This is a genomic window from Intrasporangium sp., from assembly GCF_036566125.1.
In the GTDB taxonomy this organism is placed as follows: domain Bacteria; phylum Actinomycetota; class Actinomycetes; order Actinomycetales; family Dermatophilaceae; genus Intrasporangium.
The window spans coordinates 40,882-59,027 of sequence record NZ_DATCWX010000145.1 but is presented as its reverse complement, the minus strand read 5'-3'; the positions used below and the strand labels follow the sequence as shown (position 1 = coordinate 59,027).

At 69.2% G+C, this 18,146-nt stretch carries 17 protein-coding genes, 3 tRNA genes and 1 pseudogene; 8 read left to right on the top strand and 13 right to left on the bottom strand.

Going from position 1 to position 18,146, the window contains the following annotated elements:
• The 3 genes and pseudogenes from VIR15_RS08630 to VIR15_RS08620 form a co-directional block, all read right to left on the bottom strand.
• Positions 1-118, bottom strand: a pseudogene (locus VIR15_RS08630) (SHOCT domain-containing protein); the annotation flags it as partial.
• A gap of 29 nt (positions 119-147) precedes the next feature.
• Positions 148-600 carry a DUF6325 family protein gene (locus VIR15_RS08625; RefSeq protein ID WP_331927062.1) on the bottom strand — a complete coding sequence of 151 codons (453 nt, stop codon included), beginning with the start codon at positions 598-600 and terminating at the stop codon, positions 148-150.
• Between the two features lie 118 nt (positions 601-718).
• On the bottom strand, positions 719-952 hold the full coding sequence (locus tag VIR15_RS08620) for a DUF8691 family protein (RefSeq protein ID WP_331927061.1): 234 nt from the start codon (positions 950-952) through the stop codon (positions 719-721).
• A gap of 160 nt (positions 953-1,112) precedes the next feature.
• Here VIR15_RS08620 and VIR15_RS08615 point away from each other — a divergent pair, with 160 nt between their 5' ends.
• From VIR15_RS08615 to VIR15_RS08605, 3 genes are all read left to right on the top strand, one after another.
• Positions 1,113-3,671 carry a winged helix-turn-helix domain-containing protein gene (locus VIR15_RS08615; RefSeq protein WP_331927060.1) on the top strand — a complete coding sequence of 853 codons (2,559 nt, stop codon included), beginning with the start codon at positions 1,113-1,115 and terminating at the stop codon, positions 3,669-3,671.
• A 91-nt stretch (positions 3,672-3,762) separates the two neighbouring features.
• The gene (locus VIR15_RS08610; protein WP_331927059.1) at positions 3,763-3,993 is read left to right on the top strand and encodes a DUF8691 family protein; all 231 of its coding nucleotides are present in this window, start codon (positions 3,763-3,765) and stop codon (positions 3,991-3,993) included.
• A gap of 119 nt (positions 3,994-4,112) precedes the next feature.
• Entirely contained in the window at positions 4,113-4,499 is a 387-nt protein-coding gene (locus VIR15_RS08605) for an SHOCT domain-containing protein (protein ID WP_331927058.1), read from the top strand.
• Between the two features lie 82 nt (positions 4,500-4,581).
• Here VIR15_RS08605 and VIR15_RS08600 read toward each other — a convergent pair.
• The 4 genes from VIR15_RS08600 to VIR15_RS08585 form a co-directional block, all read right to left on the bottom strand.
• Positions 4,582-4,656: transfer RNA gene (locus VIR15_RS08600), tRNA-Val, on the bottom strand.
• 17 nt (positions 4,657-4,673) lie between these two features.
• Positions 4,674-4,744, bottom strand: a tRNA-Cys gene (locus VIR15_RS08595).
• A gap of 36 nt (positions 4,745-4,780) precedes the next feature.
• A tRNA-Gly gene (locus VIR15_RS08590) sits at positions 4,781-4,853 on the bottom strand.
• A 78-nt stretch (positions 4,854-4,931) separates the two neighbouring features.
• The gene (locus VIR15_RS08585) at positions 4,932-6,044 is read right to left on the bottom strand and encodes a YihY/virulence factor BrkB family protein (protein WP_331927057.1); all 1,113 of its coding nucleotides are present in this window, start codon (positions 6,042-6,044) and stop codon (positions 4,932-4,934) included.
• 95 nt (positions 6,045-6,139) lie between these two features.
• Between VIR15_RS08585 and VIR15_RS08580 the strand changes: the two genes are divergently transcribed.
• Positions 6,140-7,777 carry an acyl-CoA dehydrogenase family protein gene (locus VIR15_RS08580; protein ID WP_331927056.1) on the top strand — a complete coding sequence of 546 codons (1,638 nt, stop codon included), beginning with the start codon at positions 6,140-6,142 and terminating at the stop codon, positions 7,775-7,777.
• 109 nt (positions 7,778-7,886) lie between these two features.
• On the opposite strand, the gene VIR15_RS08575 is transcribed toward VIR15_RS08580, so the two are convergent.
• Positions 7,887-8,804, bottom strand: a complete 918-nt coding sequence (locus tag VIR15_RS08575; protein WP_414654947.1) for a PPK2 family polyphosphate kinase — start codon at positions 8,802-8,804, stop codon at positions 7,887-7,889.
• Between the two features lie 62 nt (positions 8,805-8,866).
• Here VIR15_RS08575 and VIR15_RS08570 point away from each other — a divergent pair, with 62 nt between their 5' ends.
• Positions 8,867-9,610: a dihydrofolate reductase family protein gene (locus tag VIR15_RS08570; RefSeq protein WP_331927055.1), complete on the top strand. Its 744-nt coding sequence runs from the start codon at positions 8,867-8,869 to the stop codon at positions 9,608-9,610.
• Here the strand turns inward: VIR15_RS08570 and VIR15_RS08565 are convergent.
• On the bottom strand, positions 9,607-10,830 hold the full coding sequence (locus tag VIR15_RS08565; RefSeq protein ID WP_331927054.1) for an alpha/beta hydrolase family protein: 1,224 nt from the start codon (positions 10,828-10,830) through the stop codon (positions 9,607-9,609). The genes VIR15_RS08570 and VIR15_RS08565 overlap by 4 nt on opposite strands.
• Before the next feature lie 107 nt (positions 10,831-10,937).
• Here VIR15_RS08565 and msrB point away from each other — a divergent pair, with 107 nt between their 5' ends.
• Complete coding sequence (gene msrB, locus VIR15_RS08560) at positions 10,938-11,357, top strand: peptide-methionine (R)-S-oxide reductase MsrB (RefSeq protein ID WP_331927053.1); 420 nt, start codon at positions 10,938-10,940, stop codon at positions 11,355-11,357.
• 97 nt (positions 11,358-11,454) lie between these two features.
• Entirely contained in the window at positions 11,455-11,835 is a 381-nt protein-coding gene (locus tag VIR15_RS08555; RefSeq protein WP_331927052.1) for a DUF1707 SHOCT-like domain-containing protein, read from the top strand.
• A gap of 9 nt (positions 11,836-11,844) precedes the next feature.
• Here VIR15_RS08555 and hemQ read toward each other — a convergent pair whose 3' ends face one another.
• Together hemQ and hemG are read right to left on the bottom strand one after the other, a co-directional pair.
• A complete protein-coding gene (gene hemQ / locus VIR15_RS08550) occupies positions 11,845-12,546 on the bottom strand; it encodes a hydrogen peroxide-dependent heme synthase (protein WP_331927051.1) in 702 nt (233 codons plus the stop codon).
• Between the two features lie 8 nt (positions 12,547-12,554).
• Positions 12,555-13,997, bottom strand: a complete 1,443-nt coding sequence (gene hemG, locus VIR15_RS08545) for a protoporphyrinogen oxidase (RefSeq protein ID WP_331927050.1) — start codon at positions 13,995-13,997, stop codon at positions 12,555-12,557.
• Between the two features lie 108 nt (positions 13,998-14,105).
• Here hemG and VIR15_RS08540 point away from each other — a divergent pair, with 108 nt between their 5' ends.
• Complete coding sequence (locus VIR15_RS08540; RefSeq protein WP_331927049.1) at positions 14,106-15,116, top strand: DUF4349 domain-containing protein; 1,011 nt, start codon at positions 14,106-14,108, stop codon at positions 15,114-15,116.
• 236 nt (positions 15,117-15,352) lie between these two features.
• Here the strand turns inward: VIR15_RS08540 and murJ are convergent, their stop codons facing one another.
• Positions 15,353-17,050: a murein biosynthesis integral membrane protein MurJ gene (murJ, locus tag VIR15_RS08535; protein ID WP_331927048.1), complete on the bottom strand. Its 1,698-nt coding sequence runs from the start codon at positions 17,048-17,050 to the stop codon at positions 15,353-15,355.
• On the bottom strand, positions 17,050-18,126 hold the full coding sequence (gene hemE, locus VIR15_RS08530; RefSeq protein WP_331927047.1) for a uroporphyrinogen decarboxylase: 1,077 nt from the start codon (positions 18,124-18,126) through the stop codon (positions 17,050-17,052). Before hemE ends, murJ begins: the two co-directional genes overlap by 1 nt.
• Positions 18,127-18,146: the final 20 nt, after the last annotated feature.

Below are 18,146 nucleotides of genomic sequence, written 5' to 3'. Positions count from 1 at the left end.
GCGGGGGCGAGTACTGCTGCTGCTGCTGCTCCTGTGCCGCCCAACGCCCCGCCTGCCGGCGCGACACGCGGTTTGACACGGCGGTCGCCGTCCCAGCGACCACGGCTGTCCGTGCCATGCCACCGATGAGTCCCATGTCGTGCTCCTTTACTCGGATGCGGTCGTCGACGTCTCGAGCGCTTCGAGGCGCTCGTGGACCGCGTCGGCGGGGATGCGACCGCTGGCCACGACCTCGGCGCCCGCGCGGCGCATCGCCGATACGAAGGGGCCTGCCCAGGTGTTCTCGTAGACCAGGAGCGCGGCGGCGTTACCGGGGCCTACCAGCTCGGCTGCCTTTGCGAGGTCCTCCTCGTCAAGCAGATCGGACTCGACACCGTCGAAGATGGCAAGGTCGAGCGTCCCGTCCCCATCGAGATCGCTGATCGCGACCGCGGTGACGGCTCCGTCTTCGCCACGAACCATTGCCCTCATGTCGAGGATGCGGATGATCCCGCGGTCGACGAGATCGATGAGGATCGACATGCCCTCCCCCGTGAGTCGGGCCCCCGGAAATTCCAGGGCGAGGTAGTCGATAGGACCGACATCGGCGTTGACACTCATGTCCTGCCTCCTTGACGGCTGGGCGCGCTCGTACTTCGACAGTCGCCGGACGGTGTCTCTCGCACATCACCCATCGAGGATGAGCAGCAACGATGCGTAGGGCGGTGAGAGCCGACGGCTACTCCGGGGCGGCGGAACCGCGATCCGAGCCAGTGTCGTCCACTGGCCGGATGGCCGTCACGCCGATACCCAGGGACTCGAGGAGCTCCAGCGTGACGGCGAGGGCAGCGGGGTCCAGGGTGGGGACACTGAGGATCGTCGCTCCATGGCTGTTACGGCGCTCGAACGGGAGGCTGGCGTCCACGAAGTCCGCAGCCAGCTCACCGTCAAGAACGATCTCGTACACAGACACGCCTTACGTACGGAATACCGCGAAATGGGCTCCGGCGGGGCAACAGGTCTTACTGTGGTGGCGTCAGGGTCATAACACATCCGTCGACAGGGATGACATGGTTGGGCCACGTCACGCTCGGATGACCACCCCACCCCCTTCACCGGGGATCATCGAACGTGTGCGCCTGGCGCCGCTGCTGCACAGTCGGCCGGTGGTCGTGCTGGCGGGCATGGCGGGTTACGGCAAGTCGACGCTGCTCGGCGCCGTCGCCCCAAAGCTGCAGGACGGTGGCGCGACGTTGTGGCTGACCGTCGACGACTCGGACCGGGACCCGGTGCGCCTGGTCTCCGACCTGATGACCGCCGCAAGCCTGTCCGGCGTGGACGAACTCGGCGCCGCCCTGGAGTCCCTACGAGTTCCGGCACTCCGAGCCGAACCGCTGACCCTGGTCGACTCGCTCCTCGAGGTGCTCTACGAGGCAGGGGTGCCGCTCACGCTGGTCCTCGACGACGTCCAGCACCTCATCCGCTCGGAAGGGTCCACGTGGGTGATCGACCACATCCTGCGGTGGGCGCCTGCCAACATGCGCGTCGCGATCGCAGCGCGCGTCGTGCCTCAGCTGCGACTGCAGCGACTGCGGCTCGATGACCGCCTCGTCTACCTCGCCCACGATGAGCTCGCCTTCAGCCCGGAGGAGTCGGCGGAAGCGGTGCGGGCCGCCGGTCTCGCCCTCGACCCGGATATCGTGGACTCCATTCACCGAGCCACTGGCGGTTGGCCGGCCGGCGTGCGAATGGCGATCTTGGCAGCGAGCCGGGACGGCCCACGACCCAATGTTCCGACGTACCTGCGACGTGATCAGGCGTTGGCTGACTACCTGGCGATCGAGGTGCTCGCATCCCTCAGCGACGACGTCAGGAACTTCGTCCTGGACAGTTGCCTCGACGAGGACGTCTGCGCGTCGCTCATCGACGACATCAGGCAGACGCACAACGCGGAGGTGCTCCTCGAGAAGTGCCTGGCTGATGGGCTCTTCCGCTCTCGCGACGACGTCACCGCGAGCGAGGCCTGGTACCACTGGCACCCGCTCTTCGCGGCGCACATGCGCCGACGTCTGATCGCCGACCACCCCGAACGAGCCACCGCGCTGCATGCGGCAGCGGCGGCGTGGTGGACCTCCGTCGATGCCCCGACCGCGATCAGACATGCCGTCGCCGCCGGAGACGGTGCGATGGCTGCCAGGATCTTCGCCGATCGGTGGCTGGAGCTCTTTCTCGAGGGGCGCAGCGATGCCCTCCTCGCCTCCGTCGACCAGGTGCCACAGGCCTCCCCGCACGTCAGCGAAGCGCACCTTGCGAAGGCGCTGATCTCCGTTCAGCGGGGCAGGATCGATGATGCCCGGTCGGCGATCGCCGCCGCCCGTGCGCTCGCAGACCTGCTCCCGCAGTCGGACCGGGCCGAGTTCGAGGACCGGATGGCCCTCGTCGAGCTGTTCTGCACCGGCTACGACCGGGGCTTGGGTCCCGCGGTCGGTTCAGGGGCGGCCTTGCTGGAGAGGTTCGATCGGAGCGCCGAGAGGCCAGGCCCTGCCGTCCGCGCATCCGTTCAGATGTTCGTGGGCATGGCTGAGGCCAGACTCGAGAACCACCCCGAGCTGACCCTCGAGATGCTGCGGTCCTCCGCCGCCACAGCGCACGACAGTGGACTGGTCGCTCTCGAGCTGACGGCGCTGGCCGAGTCATGCATCCCTGCGATCGCCGAGGGCCACCTGAGCGACGTGCGTGACGTCGCGGTAGAGGTCTTGGCACGAGCGAACGAACGAGGCTGGGTGGGCCTGGTGACGCTGGCCCCGGCCGTGACGTACCTGGGCTGGTTCGACTACTGGCGCGGCAACCTGAGCGAGGCACGAACCCAGCTGGAGCGCAGTCTGTCCATGATGGTTCCCTTCGACTGGGAGCTGCGAGGGCTCACCCTGAGCTTCCTCACGACGACCTGTCTGGCGCTGGGTGACCTCCGGAGCGCAAGGCGCGCTGCAGCGGAGATCCGGACCATGGTCGACTCCGGGCACACAGCGCCCACGTGGCCGTCCATGCTCGCGGGGCTCGAAGGATCGATCCTCATGGCCGAGGGGAGAACACGTGAGGCGGTGGCCCTCGCCAAGTCGCCCCCAACCGATCCAGAGTTCCCGCTGGCCCCTGCCCGGCGCGCGAAGGTACTCCTGCAGGCCGGACGTCCTGCCGACGCGCTCGCCGAGCTCGATCGCGTCCGCACGGCCACGACGTTCGTGCACATCGAATGTCTCTCCCGCTGCATCGAAACCGAAGCCCTCCTGGCCCTGGGGAGTTCCGATGCTCATGCTTCCCTCGAGCTCGCTCTCGCCGCGGCCGAGTCGGACGAGCTCTACGGCCCCTTCCTCGGCGCCGGCGAGGGCCTCGCCGACCTGCTCAAGTCCCACCTGCTTCACGGCACGGCCCATCCCACGGTCGTGACCCAGGTTCTCGGGCGGATGACCGAGGGACGACACCAGCACGGGCCGGGAACGGCGGCTCGGCTCACCGAGCGTGAACGAGTCATCCTGCAGTACCTCACCACCAACCTCACCAACGCGGAGATCGCCGAGGCCGAGTACATCTCGCTGCACACGGCCAAGACACACATCGCGCACATCTACCAGAAACTCGGGGTCAGCAGTCGCCGAGCCGCCATCCGTCGTGCTGCAGAACTCGAGCTGTACTGACCAACTCCCCCCGAGGGAGTGACGCGGCTGAGCCTGCGAGACGGGCATGCTGCTCGGGACCTGAAGTCCTGTCCAGACGAGGCTGATCGGTATGCACGCCATCGTTGTCGTTGCAGGCGAAGTGGACGAGCGAGACATCTGGCCCTACGCGAGGTGGTCCGACAGCGACGGGACACACACCACTCTGACGGCCAAAGTGCACGACAGCCAGGAGCTGGTTGGTGTTCTCGCCGCCCTGACGGCCCTCGGGCTCCAGATCGTGTCAACGCTGCTCATCGAGGAACCGCTCGGCCGGCAAGACACCGCCGAGCCGGACCAGTGACCCGCGATCTCCCCCGAAAAGTGCGATGTCGGCGTCCGAGCGAGGGAGGAACGTGGGTTGCGGCACAGGTGATGCCCCTCGACTGCGACGCAGCGAGGCACTGAGAGGAAAGGCGCACGATGAACGACTTCTGGGACTTCTTCTGGCTGCTTGTCTGGTCCTTCTTCTTCGTGGCCTACCTGATGATGCTCTTCCACATCTTCACGGACCTCTTCCGTGACCGAGAGCTCGGCGGGTTCGCCAAGGTGGTGTGGGTCATAGCGCTCTTCATTTTCCCACTCCTCGCAGCGCTCATCTACGTGATCGTTCGCGGGCAGGGCATGGCGCAGCGCGCGATGGAGCAGAACCGGCAGTACATGGCCGAGCAACAGGAGTACATCCGCAACGTGGCGGGGACGTCGTCGGCCACAACCGTCGACCAGTTGTCCCAGGCCAAGTCGCTCCTTGACAACGGCGCGATCTCCCCCGACGAGTTCGCCCAGCTCAAGGCCAAGGCCCTCGGCTGACCACCTCTCGGAGCAGGCGCCTCGGTTGTCTGCATGAAGAAGCCCCTGAGCCGGTTTTCCTGCTCAGGGGCTGTGGTCCGTCTGGTGGGCGATACTGGGTTTGAACCAGTGACCTCTTCCGTGTCAAGGAAGCGCGCTACCACTGCGCCAATCGCCCCGTCTTGGTGATGACCGAGGTGGAGACGGGATTTGAACCCGTGTACGCGGCTTTGCAGGCCGCTGCCTCGCCTCTCGGCCACTCCACCATGAAGGCAAGTTGCCTGTTGCCCCTTGTGCCTCCGAGCGGACGACCGGGCTCGAACCGGCGACCTCAACCTTGGCAAGGTTGCGCTCTACCAACTGAGCTACGTCCGCGGGAACACCAGCGGTGTAACTCCCCGCTCGGTGCTTGGTAGACAGTAGCGGATCGATCGGGGAGATACAAAACCGCCGTCAGCCCTCTCGGGCCTGCTCGTCACGTGGTCGTCCGACCCCCTCCGCGAGCTGCCGGTCGATGGCCGCCGCGAGGTGCGACCCGTCCCGCTTGGTGAACTGCTGGTCCCTGCTCCGTCGGCCCGGCACCGCCGGGTCGGCCTCGACAGCCGCCCCTGTGTCGTCGGGCCCACCACTGCGAGACAGCAGGCCGCCTGCCCAGGTCGCGAGCTTCGTGCCGGCTCCGTCTCGCAGCTCGACCGGCCACAGGACGCGCGTCGCCGCATTGAGGCCGGCCCCGATGAGAATCGCGATCGCCAGCGCATAGAGCCAGATGAGCAGCACGATCGGCGTGCTGAGCGGCCCATAGATCGACGACCCGCCGAGCGAGGCCTCGAGGGAGGTGCGCACGACCAGCGACGCGAGCAACCAGATCGCGAGCGCGAGCAACGCCCCTGGCAGGTCGCGCCACCAGCTCGCGCGCCGCGGGGTGGCGATGTGGAACAGCGTGGTGAGCGCCGCGATGGAGAGCACGAGGACGAGCGGCCAGTAGCCGAGGGTCAGCATGGCGAGCCGATCGGGCAGCCACGCCTCGATGATCGCCGGCCCGAGCAGGACGAGCGGGAGGAGAACCACGGCGACAACCACACCGAGCGTGTAGAGGCCGAAGGTGAGAAAGCGCTGGTGCAGGATGCCGCGCCCGTCGCCCTGGCCATACATGATCGAGATCGTGTCAACGAAGACGTTGAGAGCTCGAGATCCCGACCACAGCGCGAGAAGGAACCCCACCGAGATGAGGTCCGGGCGTCCGCCCTGCAGGACGTCACGGATCGTGGGCAGCAGCAGGTCATCGATGCTCGACTCGGTGAGGAAGCCTGACGCATATTCCGCGACGGCCGCGGTGAGCCGTTCGACGCCGTCGGGCCCGAGGATGATCCCGAGGTACCCGACGCCGCCGAATAGTCCGAGGACAAAGGGCGGCAGGGACAACAGCATGAAGAAGCCGCCCTCGGCTGCGAGGCCGGTCACCCGGTAGCTCAGGCAGACCCGGATCGTCTCGAGCACGAGTCGAGCCAGCGGCACCGCCCCTGGGATCCGCTCGAGCCAGCGCCGCACGACCGCCTTCACCGTCATCGCTCCCGAGGCTAGCCGTCGCCGAGCGCGACGGTCCCACGAGACGCGCCCGACCCATGGTCCGGCCCCGGCGCGGTCCGTCCTACTCTGCAGTAGTGAGCACGCACGAGGTCACCAACCAGGCCGAGCCGTTCCTCGACAGAAACTTCCTCGACGGGGACCGACCCCTGTCCGAAGCGGTTTCCCGGTGGGTCGAGCGGGACGACGCTGTCTCGCTCTCGGAGCTCGGCCGTCTGGCGGGCACGGCAGAGGCACAGGAGCACGGCCGCCTCGCCGACGCGAACCGGCCCGTCCTCCACACCCACGACGCCCGGGGGAACCGGATCGACGAGGTGGAGTTCCACCCGTCCTGGCACTGGCTCATGACCCAGGCAGTCGGTGCCGGGCTGACTGCCGAGCCCTGGACGGCCAGCGTGGCCGGCACGGCGCATGCACGTCGGGCAGCCGGGTTCATGGTGTGGTCCCGCGTCGAGGCCGGCCATGGGTGCCCCATCTCCATGTCGTATGCCGCTGGGTCGGCTCTGCGTCGTGACGCCGAGCAGGCGGGGCGCTGGCTTCCCATGCTCGCGAGTCGGAGCTACGACTTCGGCATCCGGCCCCTTGCCGAGAAGGTGGGTGCCATCGCCGGGATGGGCATGACGGAGAAGCAGGGCGGGTCCGACGTCCGGGCCAACGCGACAACGGCCATGCCGACCTCGGGCGGTCCGCTCCCGGGCGACACCTACCGGCTCACCGGCCACAAGTGGTTCTGCTCCGCGCCGATGAGCGACGTCTTCCTCATGCTGGCCCAGGCGCCCGGAGGCCTGACGTGCTTCATCGTGCCCCGAGCGCTCGATGACGGCACTCGTAACCCGTTCGCCCTCCAGCGGCTCAAGGACAAGCTGGGGAACCACTCCAACGCCTCGAGTGAGGTCGAGCTCGATGGCACGTGGGGTGCTCGGCTCGGCGAGGAGGGCCGGGGCGTGCGGACCATCATCGACATGGTGGGGGCGACCCGGCTCGACTGCGTGCTCGGCTCCACCGCCACGATGCGCGACGCGGTGAGCCGGGCGGTGCACCACGCTCGGCACCGCGCCGCCTTCGGCCGCCTGCTCATCGACCAGCCGCTGATGCGCAACGTCCTCGCTGACCTGTCGCTCGAGGCCGAGGCGGCGACGGTTCTCGCGATGCGTCTGGCCCACGCCTTCGACACCGGAGAGTCCGACTATGCCCGCCTCGGGGTGGCCCTCGGCAAGTTCTGGGTCTGCAAGCGCACCGCGCCCATGGTGGCCGAGGCCCTCGAGTGCCTCGGCGGAAACGGCTACGTCGAGGAGAACGGCCTGGCACGGCTCTACCGGGAGGCGCCGCTCAACTCGATCTGGGAGGGATCGGGGAACGTCAACGCTCTCGACGTGATCCGGGCCATCAGCCGGGAGCCGGCAAGCCTCGAGGCCCTCACCAAGGAGCTGCACCGGGTGCGCGGCGCAAGCCGGGTCCTGGACGACCACACGGATCGCGCTGTCGAGCAAGCACGTTCGCTACAACCGGACTCGCCGGAGGCGGCGTTCACTGCCCGTTCGGCGGTCGAGCAGCTGGCCGTGGCCATGCAGGCTGCCCTGCTCGTTGAGCACTCCCCCGGCGTCGCCGACGCGTTCATCGCCAGCCGGGTCGAGGGTGGCCACGGCCACACCTTCGGCACCCTCCGTGCCGACCTGGCGGGAGCCACCGGTCCCATCCTCGACCGGATCGGCTGACCCGGCCCAAACAACCCCGCAACACACCCGTTTACCGAGTGCCTGCTCCTGATGCAGCCGGCCCGACCAGGCGATAAGCGGGTGTGTTGCGACGCGGTGGTGGGGTCGGTCAGCTCTCGGCGAGGCGCTTCTTCTCCAGCTCGACGTCGAAGTCCGCCTCCGGCCACTGGAGGTCCATCTCGCGCAGCGCCTCGAGGAGCAGCTGCTGGACGGCGAGGCGGGCGTACCACTTGCGGTCCGAGGGCACGACGTGCCACGGGGCGCCCACGGTAGAGGTCTTGTCGAAGACCGCCTGGTAGGCCTCCATGTAGTCAAGCCAGCGGAGGCGCTCGTCGACGTCGCCCGCGTTGAACTTGTAGTGCTTGTCAGGCCGCTCGAGCCGCTCCATGAGGCGCGCCTTCTGCTCGTCCTTGCTGATGTGGGTCATCACCTTGACGATCTTGGTGCCGCTCGCGATGACCTGGCGCTCGAACTCGTTGATCTGCGCGTAGCGCTTCGACCACACCTCCTTCGGGACGAGGTCGTGGACACGCACGACGAGCACGTCCTCGTACTGGGATCGGTCGAATACTCCGAGCTGCCCGGGTCGGGGCAGGGCCTTCTCGATGCGCCAGAGGAAGTCGTGGGAGAGCTCCTCCTCGGTCGGTGCCTTGAACGCGGTGGCCTTGACGCCCTCCGGGTTGACCGAGACGACGTGCCGCATGATGCCGCCCTTGCCGGATGTGTCCATCCCCTGGACGACGAGCAGCAGGGCCCGCTGCGACCCGGCGGTCGACTCGGCCCAGAGCCGCTCGAGCAGGTCAGCCAGCTCTTCCTCCGATGACTTCAGGGCCGCCTTGCCAGCGAACTTGTCACCAGCGAAGGCGGGAGTCGCTGAGGCGTCGACGTCGGCGAGCACGAAGCCTTTCTCGACGTGCAGCGCATCCGAGAAGCCCCCGAGGGGATGGACTCCCTCGACCACCATGTCCTCGGCGAGCTCCGCGACCTCTCGCTCCTCGCCGGCCTTCTTCTTCTTGCCCTTGCCCATGTCGCCATCCTGTCGGATCCGGGCGCCCCACTGGGGGAAGCGCGGCCACCTACTGTTGGCCCATGCGTTTGCTCCTACCCGGTGACAGTGGCCTCACGCCAGGCGAGGACCTGAACCTCGAGCGACTCGCCGCGGCCTACGCGGTCCCAGCCGACCCGTGGCTGCGCTGCAACATGGTGACGACGCTCGACGGCGCGGCCAACGGCCCCGACAGCAGGTCCGGCTCCATCAACACCGAGGCGGACCACATCGTCTTCGAGCTCCTCCGTGCGCTGAGCGATGCCGTCATCGTGGGAGCCGGCACGATCCGGGACGAGGGATACTCAGCCGTCGCAGTCGCTCCAGAGCTTCGGCCCATCCGAGAACGTGCCGGGCTCGCTGAAGCCCTCCCCCTCGTCACCGTCAGCCGAGCCGGATTCCTGCCGCCGACCTTGCGGGGAGCGCCGCCCGGCGACGTCCTGCTCGCAACGAGCGCCTCCGCGCCTGGCATCAACCAAGCACGGTCGGCCCTCGGGGACGACCAGGTCCTCGTGTGCGGCGAGGAGGACGTGGACCTCCGCGATCTGCTGGGGCAGCTCCACTCGCGCGGCTGGACGAGCCTGCTCACCGAGGGCGGTCCGCACCTGATCGCCTCGTTTCTCGCGGCCGGCCTCCTCGACGAGCTGTGCTTCACCATCAGCCCGCGGCTTGTCGGGGGCGACCACCCACGGCCGGTGGGCGCCGATGCGGCACCGCTCGACCTCGAGCTGGCCGTCCTCGTCGAGGGGGACGGCACCCTCATGGGACGCTGGCTCGCCCGCTCCTAGGCTGTCCCTGGGGCCGTGGCCGGAGCCAAGGGTGCTGGCGCGCAAGGCAACCCAGCGACGAAGGACGACACCACCGATTCCCACCGCTCTGAGTCGTAGTTCCACTCGCGACAGTGCCGAGCCAGCTCCCAGGGCTCGAAGCGGACGATGTCCGGACGCCGCTCAGCGAGCGCGGCAGCTGGCCCAAACGGGACGACGGTGTCACCGGTCGAGTGGATGAGCAGGATCGGCACGTCGAGCTCGTCGGCGCGGGCCACCCAGTCGGTGTGCGCGAGGTCGATCGGCTCGATGAGCCCGACCAGCGCCCGTCCGCGTCTCGAACCCATGAGCCCCCGTGCCATCCGCACGAGCGGGCCGGGCAGGTGGTTGAGCCGGCCGTGGTGGCGCAGCACCGCATCCCAGTCGATGACCGCGGAGTCGAGACATACCCCGACGATGCGGTCGGCGTGGCGAGAGCGGCGGAGCGTCTGCAGGACGATCGCCCCGCCCATGGACCAGCCGACCAGGACGATGCGCTCGGCCCCCTGCGCGACCGCGGTCCGGATCGCCGCCTCGACGTCCCGCCACTCCGAGAGACCCAGGTTGTACCGCCCATCAGGACCACGCGGCGCGTCTCGGTCATTACGGTAGGCGGCGACGAGGCAGGTCCACCCCGCGGCACGCAGCACCGGGACGGCTCGCAGCGTCTCCTCCTTGCGGGCCCCGCGCCCATGGACGAGCACGGCCCAGTCGCGGCCCGCTGCCGACCCGTCGGGTCGGATGATCCAGCCGGGCAGCGCACCGACGTCCGACGTGACGACGACCTCCTCGTCAGGCAGCCCCATGCTGACGCTCGGCCGGTCCCAGTAGTAGTACTGGTTCCAGCGGGCCGGGCCGACGCCCAGCGTCCCGCGGTCGACGGCGAGGAGCTCGCGGCGCACGGTCGCGGCGGCCTCGTCGCGCTCGATGATCTGCCCGACCCGGGCATGCCCCGATCCCCCGTCGAGCCAGACGCCATAGCGTCCTGGCACATCCGGGTCTGGACCAGCGGCGAACGTGACGGACTCGTCGTCGTGCGCCACGATGGCGACGTCGTCCGGCTGGAGCTCGTCCGGTGTGAGCAACCGACGCGCGAACCAGGCGGCGGCCGCGACCGACCCGGCCGCCGCACCGACCGCAGAGCCCCCACCGGCCGCGCCTGCGATGAGGACGGGGCGGGTCACCAGCTGACGAACCTTCACGCGGCCATCGTGCCAAAGCCGCTGGGTACCCTACGACGTAACGGCTCGGTAAGGCGCCTTCCGTCCATGACGGGCACAAACGGCGCACGGGTCGCGTTGGGAGGAACATGAAGAGCGACAAGACCTATGCCGTCCAGCACACCGACGAGGAGTGGCGCGACCAACTGACGCCGGCGGAGTTCCAGGTCCTGCGCCAGGCCGGCACCGAGGCGCCGTTCCGGGGCGAGTACACCGACACCAAGACGCAGGGCGTCTACTCCTGTCGCGCGTGCGGGGCCGAGCTGTTCCGCAGCGACACGAAGTTCGAGTCGCACTGCGGCTGGCCGTCGTTCTATGCGCCGCTCGCCGGCGACAGCGTCGAGTACATCGAGGACCTCGCCCACGGCATGCGGCGGGTTGAGGTCCGCTGCGCCAACTGCGGGTCCCACCTCGGGCACGTCTTCGAGGGTGAGGGCTACGACACGCCCACCGACCAGCGGTACTGCATCAACTCGATCAGCCTGCGCCTCGAGCCGGCGACTGAGTGAGTCGATTGATTCCGTATGCCGCTGGGCTCGGCCGGAGCCCAGCGGCCGCGGGGTAGGTGGCGGGGTCGCGCGACGCGGGTTCGCCTATCCTCGCGACATGGGCACCGATAACTTCCGGATCGGGGACGCCGAGCGACGTGCGGCGATGGACCTGCTCGCCAGGCACCACGAGGCCGGGCGCCTCGACTCGTTCGAGTACGAGGACCGGCGTGGCAAGGCGGCGGACGCCGTGACACGCCGGGATCTCGACGTGCTCTTCACTGATCTGCCGGCGCTCGGACCCGATGGCTCCGAGCCTGAGCGGCGCGCAGCCGCGGAGGTCCAGCCGGGCCGCACGGGCGGGTGGCGAGTGCGGGACACCATGCTGGCGCTCACCCCGTTCATCGCCCTGGCGCTCTTCTTCCGGACCGGGTCGTGGGGCTGGTTCCTGCTCATCCCGATCGTCGCGATCGTGACGAAGGGCGTCTTCGACGACTGAGGCAGGTGCTCAGCGCAGGTTGGCGACGAGCTCCTTGGCCTCGACCTTCGGCCCGGTGAAGAAGGGGACCTCCTCGCGGACGTGGTTGCGGGCCCGGGAGGCGCGCAGCTCGCGCATGAGGTCGACGATGCGGTGCAGCTCGTCCGCCTCGAACGCCAGCACCCACTCGTAGTCCCCCAGGGCGAACGACGCGATGGTGTTGGCGCGGACGTCCGGGTAGTCGCGGGCCATCTGGCCGTGCTCGCGCAGCATGTCGCGCCGCTCCTTGTCCTCGAGCAGGTACCAGTCGTAGGAGCGGACGAACGGGTAGACGCAGACGTACTTGCGTGAGACCTCCTCGGCCATGAAGGCCGGGATGTGGCTCTTGTTGAACTCAGCCGGCCGGTGCAGGGCGGCCGACGACCAGACGGGCTCGAGGTGGCTGCCGAGCTCGGTGCGCAGCAGCCGGTGGTAGGCCGACTGGAGCTGCTCGATGGTCGGGGCGTGCCACCAGATCATGAAGTCGGCGTCGCCGCGTAGCCCCGCCACGTCGTAGATCCCGCGGACGGTGACACCCTCACCCGTGATCGTGTCGACGAAGGAGGCCAGCTCGTCAGCGAGCTCGTCACGGTCCTCTTCGAGAGGGGTGACGCTGGCGAACACCGACCACATGGAGTAGCGGATCGTCGCGTTGATCTCTCGCATCATGGCCGGGGTCGGCTTGTCACTCATGCCGCCCATCATCGCAACCCGTGTTCGTGATGCTGCAGCCGGGTCAGAATGGCCTCGGCTGCCCGGCGGCCCGATGCGATGCACGCCGGGACGCCGACTCCACTGTAGGCGGCGCCGGCGAGAGCGACCCCGGGGACGGGCTCGGTCAGGTCGGCGACACGGTCGAGGTGGCCGACGGAGTACTGCGGCAGGGCGCCTCCCCATCGCTGGACGTGGGCGGCCAGCGGGGGCGGCAGAGGACGGCCGAGGACGGTCGCGAGGTCGTCGATCGCGGTGGCCACGAGCTCGTCGTCGGTCCGGTGGAGCACGGCCTCCTCGCCGTGCCGCCCGATGGACGCGCGAAGGACGGTGCGGTCCGGATGGGCGGCGGCGAGCCACGGCCACTTGACGCTGCTGAACGTGGAGGCCTTGATCGTCAGCTGCTCAGTCGGCGGGACGAGGAAGCCGCTGCCCTCGAGCAGGTCCGGCGTGGGACCCTCGAGGACGAGCGTGACGATCGCCATCGACGCGTAGTCGATCGCGGCAAGGCGCTCGGCCGCATCCGGGGCGATGGTGCGCAGGAGACGAGCGGTGGGCGCTGCCGGAGTCGCCACGACCACGGCGTCGAAGACGTGCCTGCGCACGTCGGTCGTCGGTCCGGTGGAGAGCACGAGGGACTGGTGCTGCGGGTCAGCGCGGTCCTCGTGTCGGCGCTCGAGGCGGCGGACCATGGTGCCGGTGCGGATGTCGACGCCGAGATCTGCCAGTCGGCTCACCATGACGGCCGGCACCGCGCCGAGGCCACCGACAACGGTGGCGAAGACGGGCTGCGCCCCATCCCCGGCGTCCGATCTGTCGGCCGGAGCAGGTGGTGCGGCCGACCGGGCCGCCTCGAGCACCGAGGTGCCCGCCGCGGCGGCGTGGAAGAGGGACGGCACCGCCAGCTGCAGGGAGAGCTCGCGTGAGTTGCCCGCGTAGACGCCTGCGAGCAGCGGCTCGACCAGCTTGTCGGTCACCGCAGGGCCGAGCCTGGCGTCGATGAACTCCCCGACGGACACGTCCGTGTCGACGGGCGGGGTCTCCTGCTCGGCCGTGAGCCGCCGGATCTCGGCGTCGGTCAGCAGGCCGCGCACCGACTCGGGGTCCGATGGCACGCCCATCAGGGTTCCGGACGGCATCGGCCAACGCACACCACCCGAGACGATCGCGGCCGGCACCCGTGCCGGATGGGTCACCCGGTCGGCCAGCCCGAGCTGCTCGAAGAGCTGGATGGCCTCGGGTCGGCGGGCCAGGACCGACTCGGCCCCGACGTCGACCCATACATCGCCGACCTGCTCGAGCCGGAGTTTGCCGCCCGCGCGGGAGGAGCCTTCCAGGATCGTCACGTCGAGGTCAGGCGCCTCGCGGATGAGGTGCCACGCCGCCGCCAGCCCCGCGATGCCGGCACCGACCACTCCCACCCGCACGCCCATGGGGGTCACTCTGCCACCCCTCGAGCAACGTTTCGGCGGCGTCCCGTGTCCATGCCGGTAGAGCGTCGCCGCCCCGCGACACCGAGGACACGCAGCCGGGAGCCCACCATGAATGTCTTCAGTCACTTCCGCCTCACCGACTCGCGCCGAGGACGGGTCCTGCTCGTGATCGGTGCCGTGGTCCTGCTCGTGGCCCTGTCGATCCCGTTCGGGTTGAGCGCGCTGCGGTCGGGCCCTGCCGCGGATGGCTCGATGCCAGCCAGCGGCTGGCTTCCGGGTCCATCATCCGGATCCGACAAGGCAGGCGGCGCGGCAGAGCCCGTTGCACCCGGAGTCGGGCCCTCCGAGGCTGCCGTGGTCGGGCCGAAGCTGGCGCGCACCGCCTGGCTGGGCGTCAAAGTCACCAACATCGCCAGGGCCAGCGCCCAGGTCCGTGCCATCGCCGTTGCGGCCGGGGGCCAAGTCCTTTCCGAGAGCATCGTGACCGCATCCGACCCGACCGGGTCGTATGGCAGCCCGAAGGGTGCGTCGGGAGTGTCCGAGGACGCGGCCGTGCCGCCCGTGGGGCTCAACGAGGCGCGGTTCACCCTGAGCGTGCCGGCCGACAAGCTCGACTCGGCGCTCGCCGACCTGTCGTCCGCGAATCTCGGTACGGTCTCGTACCGCTCGTCCCAGTCCCAGGACGTGACCGCGACGTACACCGACACACAGGCCCGGATCGAGCCGGCGAAGGACAGCATCGCCCGGGTTCGCGCGCTCATGGTCAAAGCGACGACGTTGGAGCAGATCGTCCTGCTCGAGAGCGAGCTGAGCCGCCGCCAGGCCGACCTCGACTCGCTTCAGCAGCAGCTGGCCGACCTCGACCACCGGACGACGATGTCGGAGGTGTCGGTCTCGCTCTGGACCGACGAGGCGGCGCCCCAACCGAACGACAACGGCTTCCTCGCCGGGATCCAGAAGGCGTGGGACTCGCTGCTGAACTCCCTCGTGGTCGTTCTCACCGGCCTCGCCGTGCTCCTGCCGTGGCTGCTCATCGCGCTCGTCGTGGCCTGGTTCATCCGCCGTTGGATCGGTCGGCGCGGTCGCGGACCAGCTACCGCGGCAAGCACCACCGACTGACCCACGCCCCAATCGAGTGAACAAGATTCGGGATGGATCACTCTCCCAATCGAGTGAACAAAATTCGGGAGGGCCGGCGCTGACCCTGCGTCGGCACCACAACTTCGCCCGGGCGGCGTAGGCGTCGATCGGGGCTGGGTGCGGGCAGTTCCCCGAGGACCAAGCCCAGCGGCATACGGCACCGGTGTGAAAGGGCACCGTGCGCCCGAAAGCTGTTCACTCGATCAAAGGAGGGGTCAGCCGATTCGGCGGCGGACCATCTCCGCCACGTCGCGGATCTCACTCACGCGGAACGCGTGCGCGAGGGCAACGTAGACGATGACGAAGAGCACCCCCGCGAACGAGAGAACGACGCCACTCGTGAAGAGGCGATCCACCACGCTCGACGGCGCCGTGGGGTCCCCGAGGATGGGAGACAACACCGTCATGGCGCCCCAGGCGAGCAGACCCGCGGCAGCGGCGGCCACCCCGATCCGGGCCGTCGAGTCGACGATCTCGCCAAGACCGAGCAGGCCGAGTCGTCGCCGGAGCAGAAAGATCCCCGTCGTCGAGCTGGCGACGTTGCCGACCGTCTGGCCGATGGCGACGACGGCGATCGCCCACTTGGGTTCGAGGGCGAGCGTGATGAGACCAGCGCTGAGCGAGATCGTCGTCAGCACGGCCTGCATGACCAAGGGCGAGCGTCCATCCTCGAGGGCGAAGAAGACGCGGTAACACAACAGGTCCACGCCGAACGGCACGATGCCGAGGATCATGACGACCAGGATGATGGCGGCGAGCTCGATGGACGGCCCGTCGATACCGGGGTTGAGCAGGGCGACGATGGGCGTCGCAGCCACCATGACGAAGACCATCACCGGCACGTTGGCGACGAGCGGCAGGATCATCCCGCGGCGGAAGTCCGACTTGAGCGTTGCGACGTCGTCGTCGGCGGCCGACTTCGACAGCCGGGGGAAAAGCGCCGTGATGATGGAGACCGCGATGAAGGCGTGCGGCAGCATGAAGATGGTGAAGGCCACCGTGTAGACGGACGTCGCTCGCAGCGGGTCCTCCGAGGACCGGCCGGATCGGGCGGCGGCCGTGTTGAGCACCCACTGGGTGATGAAGAACCCGAGTTGGGAAACTGCCAGTCCGGTGAAGGCCCAGACCGCGAGTCGGCTGACCCCCCCGAGGCCCACGCCACGCAGCCCCCACCGGGGGCGATAGCGAAACCCGGTCCGGTAGAGGGCCGGGAGCAACCATGCGGCCTGGGCAACGACGGAGATCGTCGCGGAGCCGGCGAACAGCCAGATCATCGGACCGGTCCACTGGTCCGGCGTGCGAGGCATGGGCTGGCCGTGCACGTTGACGACCTGCGGGGCCGGGAAGACGGCGATGAAGACGAGCAGCCCGACCACCGCGACGACGTTGGCGATGAACGGTGCCCACGCGAAGGCCCCGAACCGGTTCTTGGCGTTGAGGATCTGGCCGAAGAGGGCGAACGCGCCGTAGAAGAAGATCTGTGGCAGGCAGATGAAGGAGAAGGCGAGCGCCAGCCGCTCGAAGTCGCCGCCTCGGTCGCCGGACAGCAGGGACACGAAGGCGCCCGCCCCCAACAGGACCAGGATGGTGATTCCGCCCATCGCGATGACGGCGATCGTCACGACCCGGTCGGTGAACTCCTGGCCGCCGTCCGGCAGCTTCATCGCCCGGGTCAGGGCGGGGATGAGGACGGCGTTGAGGATGCCGCCCGCGGCGAGGATGTAGAAGACGTTGGGCAGGGTGTTGGCGAGGTTGAAGGCGTCACCGGCCGCGAGCGTGCCGATGATCGCGGTGAGGAGGCCGGCCCGGACCACGCCCAGAGCCCGGGACGCGAACGACCCACCCACCATGACGAGGCTCGAGCGGGCCAGCGACCCTTGCTTCTCCGCCTGCGTCACCTGCGCCTCGGACATCAGCGAGTCGACACCTCATGGACCAGGGCGGTCACCCTGGTCAACACGTCGGGGTCGACGTTGGGCGGCACGCCGTGGCCGAGGTTGAAGATGTGGCCCGAGGCCTGCCGGCCTTCCTCCACGATCTCGCGCACCCGTCGCTCGATCGCCTCCCACGGCGCGAAGAGCAGGGCAGGGTCGAGGTTGCCCTGCACCGCATAGCCGGGCCCGAGCCGTTCGACCGCGTCCGCCAGGCTGACGCGGTAGTCGACGCCGACGACCTCGGCGCCCGCCTCGCCCATGAGGCGAAGCAGCTCCCCCGTGCCGACCCCGAAGTGGATCCGCGGCACGTCGAGGTCGCTGACCGCGGCCAGCGCGGCGGCCGAGTGCCGCTGGACGTGGCGGATGTAGTCGGCGCGGGACAGCGCGCCGACCCACGAGTCGAAGAGCTGGATGGCGCTCGCGCCGGCCTCGGCCTGGACGCGCAGGAACGCGCCGGAGATCTGGGCCAGTTTCGAGCACAGGGCGTCCCAGAGCTCCGGGTCGCCGTGCATCATGGCCTTGGTGTGCTCATGGTTCTTCGACGGCCCGCCCTCGACGAGATAGGAGGCGAGGGTGAAGGGCGCGCCCGCGAACCCGATGAGCGGGGTCGAGCCGAGCTCGACGACCAGCTGTCGGACGGCCGCTGTGATGTATGGCACATGGTCCGGGGTGAGATCGACGAGCTGCTCGAGATCCCTCCGCTCCCGGACCGGGCGTGACACGACAGGGCCGACGCCGGCGACGATGTCGAGATCGACCCCGATCGCCTTGAGCGGCACCACGATGTCGCTGAAGAAGATGGCGGCGTCCACCCGGTGCCGACGCACCGGCTGGAGGGTGATCTCCGTGACGAGCTCGGGCCGCATGCACGACTCGAGCATGGGGATGCCCTCGCGGACGGCCCGGTACTCCGGCAGGGAGCGGCCGGCCTGGCGCATGAACCAGACCGGCGTTCGGGACACCGGCTGGCGGCGTGCGGCGCGCACGAGATCGCTGTCCCGGGGGATGGGCGGGCCCGTCGAGAGGGAGGCAGTGGACGTGTCTGGGTTCGGCACCGCTCAATCCTGCCACGCGT

Bases quoted from the DNA above. Each gene is read 5' to 3' on its own strand.
- hemG (WP_331927050.1), bottom strand. From the start codon at position 13,997: ATGGGCGTGCGGGTGGGAGTGGTCGGTGCCGGCATCGCGGGGCTGGCG.
- msrB (WP_331927053.1), top strand. From the start codon at position 10,938: ATGAAGAGCGACAAGACCTATGCCGTCCAGCACACCGACGAGGAGTGG.
- VIR15_RS08540 (WP_331927049.1), top strand. From the start codon at position 14,106: ATGAATGTCTTCAGTCACTTCCGCCTCACCGACTCGCGCCGAGGACGG.
- VIR15_RS08575 (WP_414654947.1), bottom strand. From the start codon at position 8,804: ATGGGCAAGGGCAAGAAGAAGAAGGCCGGCGAGGAGCGAGAGGTCGCG.
- VIR15_RS08585 (WP_331927057.1), bottom strand. From the start codon at position 6,044: ATGACGGTGAAGGCGGTCGTGCGGCGCTGGCTCGAGCGGATCCCAGGG.
- VIR15_RS08570 (WP_331927055.1), top strand. From the start codon at position 8,867: ATGCGTTTGCTCCTACCCGGTGACAGTGGCCTCACGCCAGGCGAGGAC.
- VIR15_RS08605 (WP_331927058.1), top strand. From the start codon at position 4,113: ATGAACGACTTCTGGGACTTCTTCTGGCTGCTTGTCTGGTCCTTCTTC.
- VIR15_RS08610 (WP_331927059.1), top strand. From the start codon at position 3,763: ATGCACGCCATCGTTGTCGTTGCAGGCGAAGTGGACGAGCGAGACATC.
- VIR15_RS08625 (WP_331927062.1), bottom strand. From the start codon at position 600: ATGAGTGTCAACGCCGATGTCGGTCCTATCGACTACCTCGCCCTGGAA.
- murJ (WP_331927048.1), bottom strand. From the start codon at position 17,050: ATGTCCGAGGCGCAGGTGACGCAGGCGGAGAAGCAAGGGTCGCTGGCC.
- hemQ (WP_331927051.1), bottom strand. From the start codon at position 12,546: ATGAGTGACAAGCCGACCCCGGCCATGATGCGAGAGATCAACGCGACG.
- VIR15_RS08555 (WP_331927052.1), top strand. From the start codon at position 11,455: ATGGGCACCGATAACTTCCGGATCGGGGACGCCGAGCGACGTGCGGCG.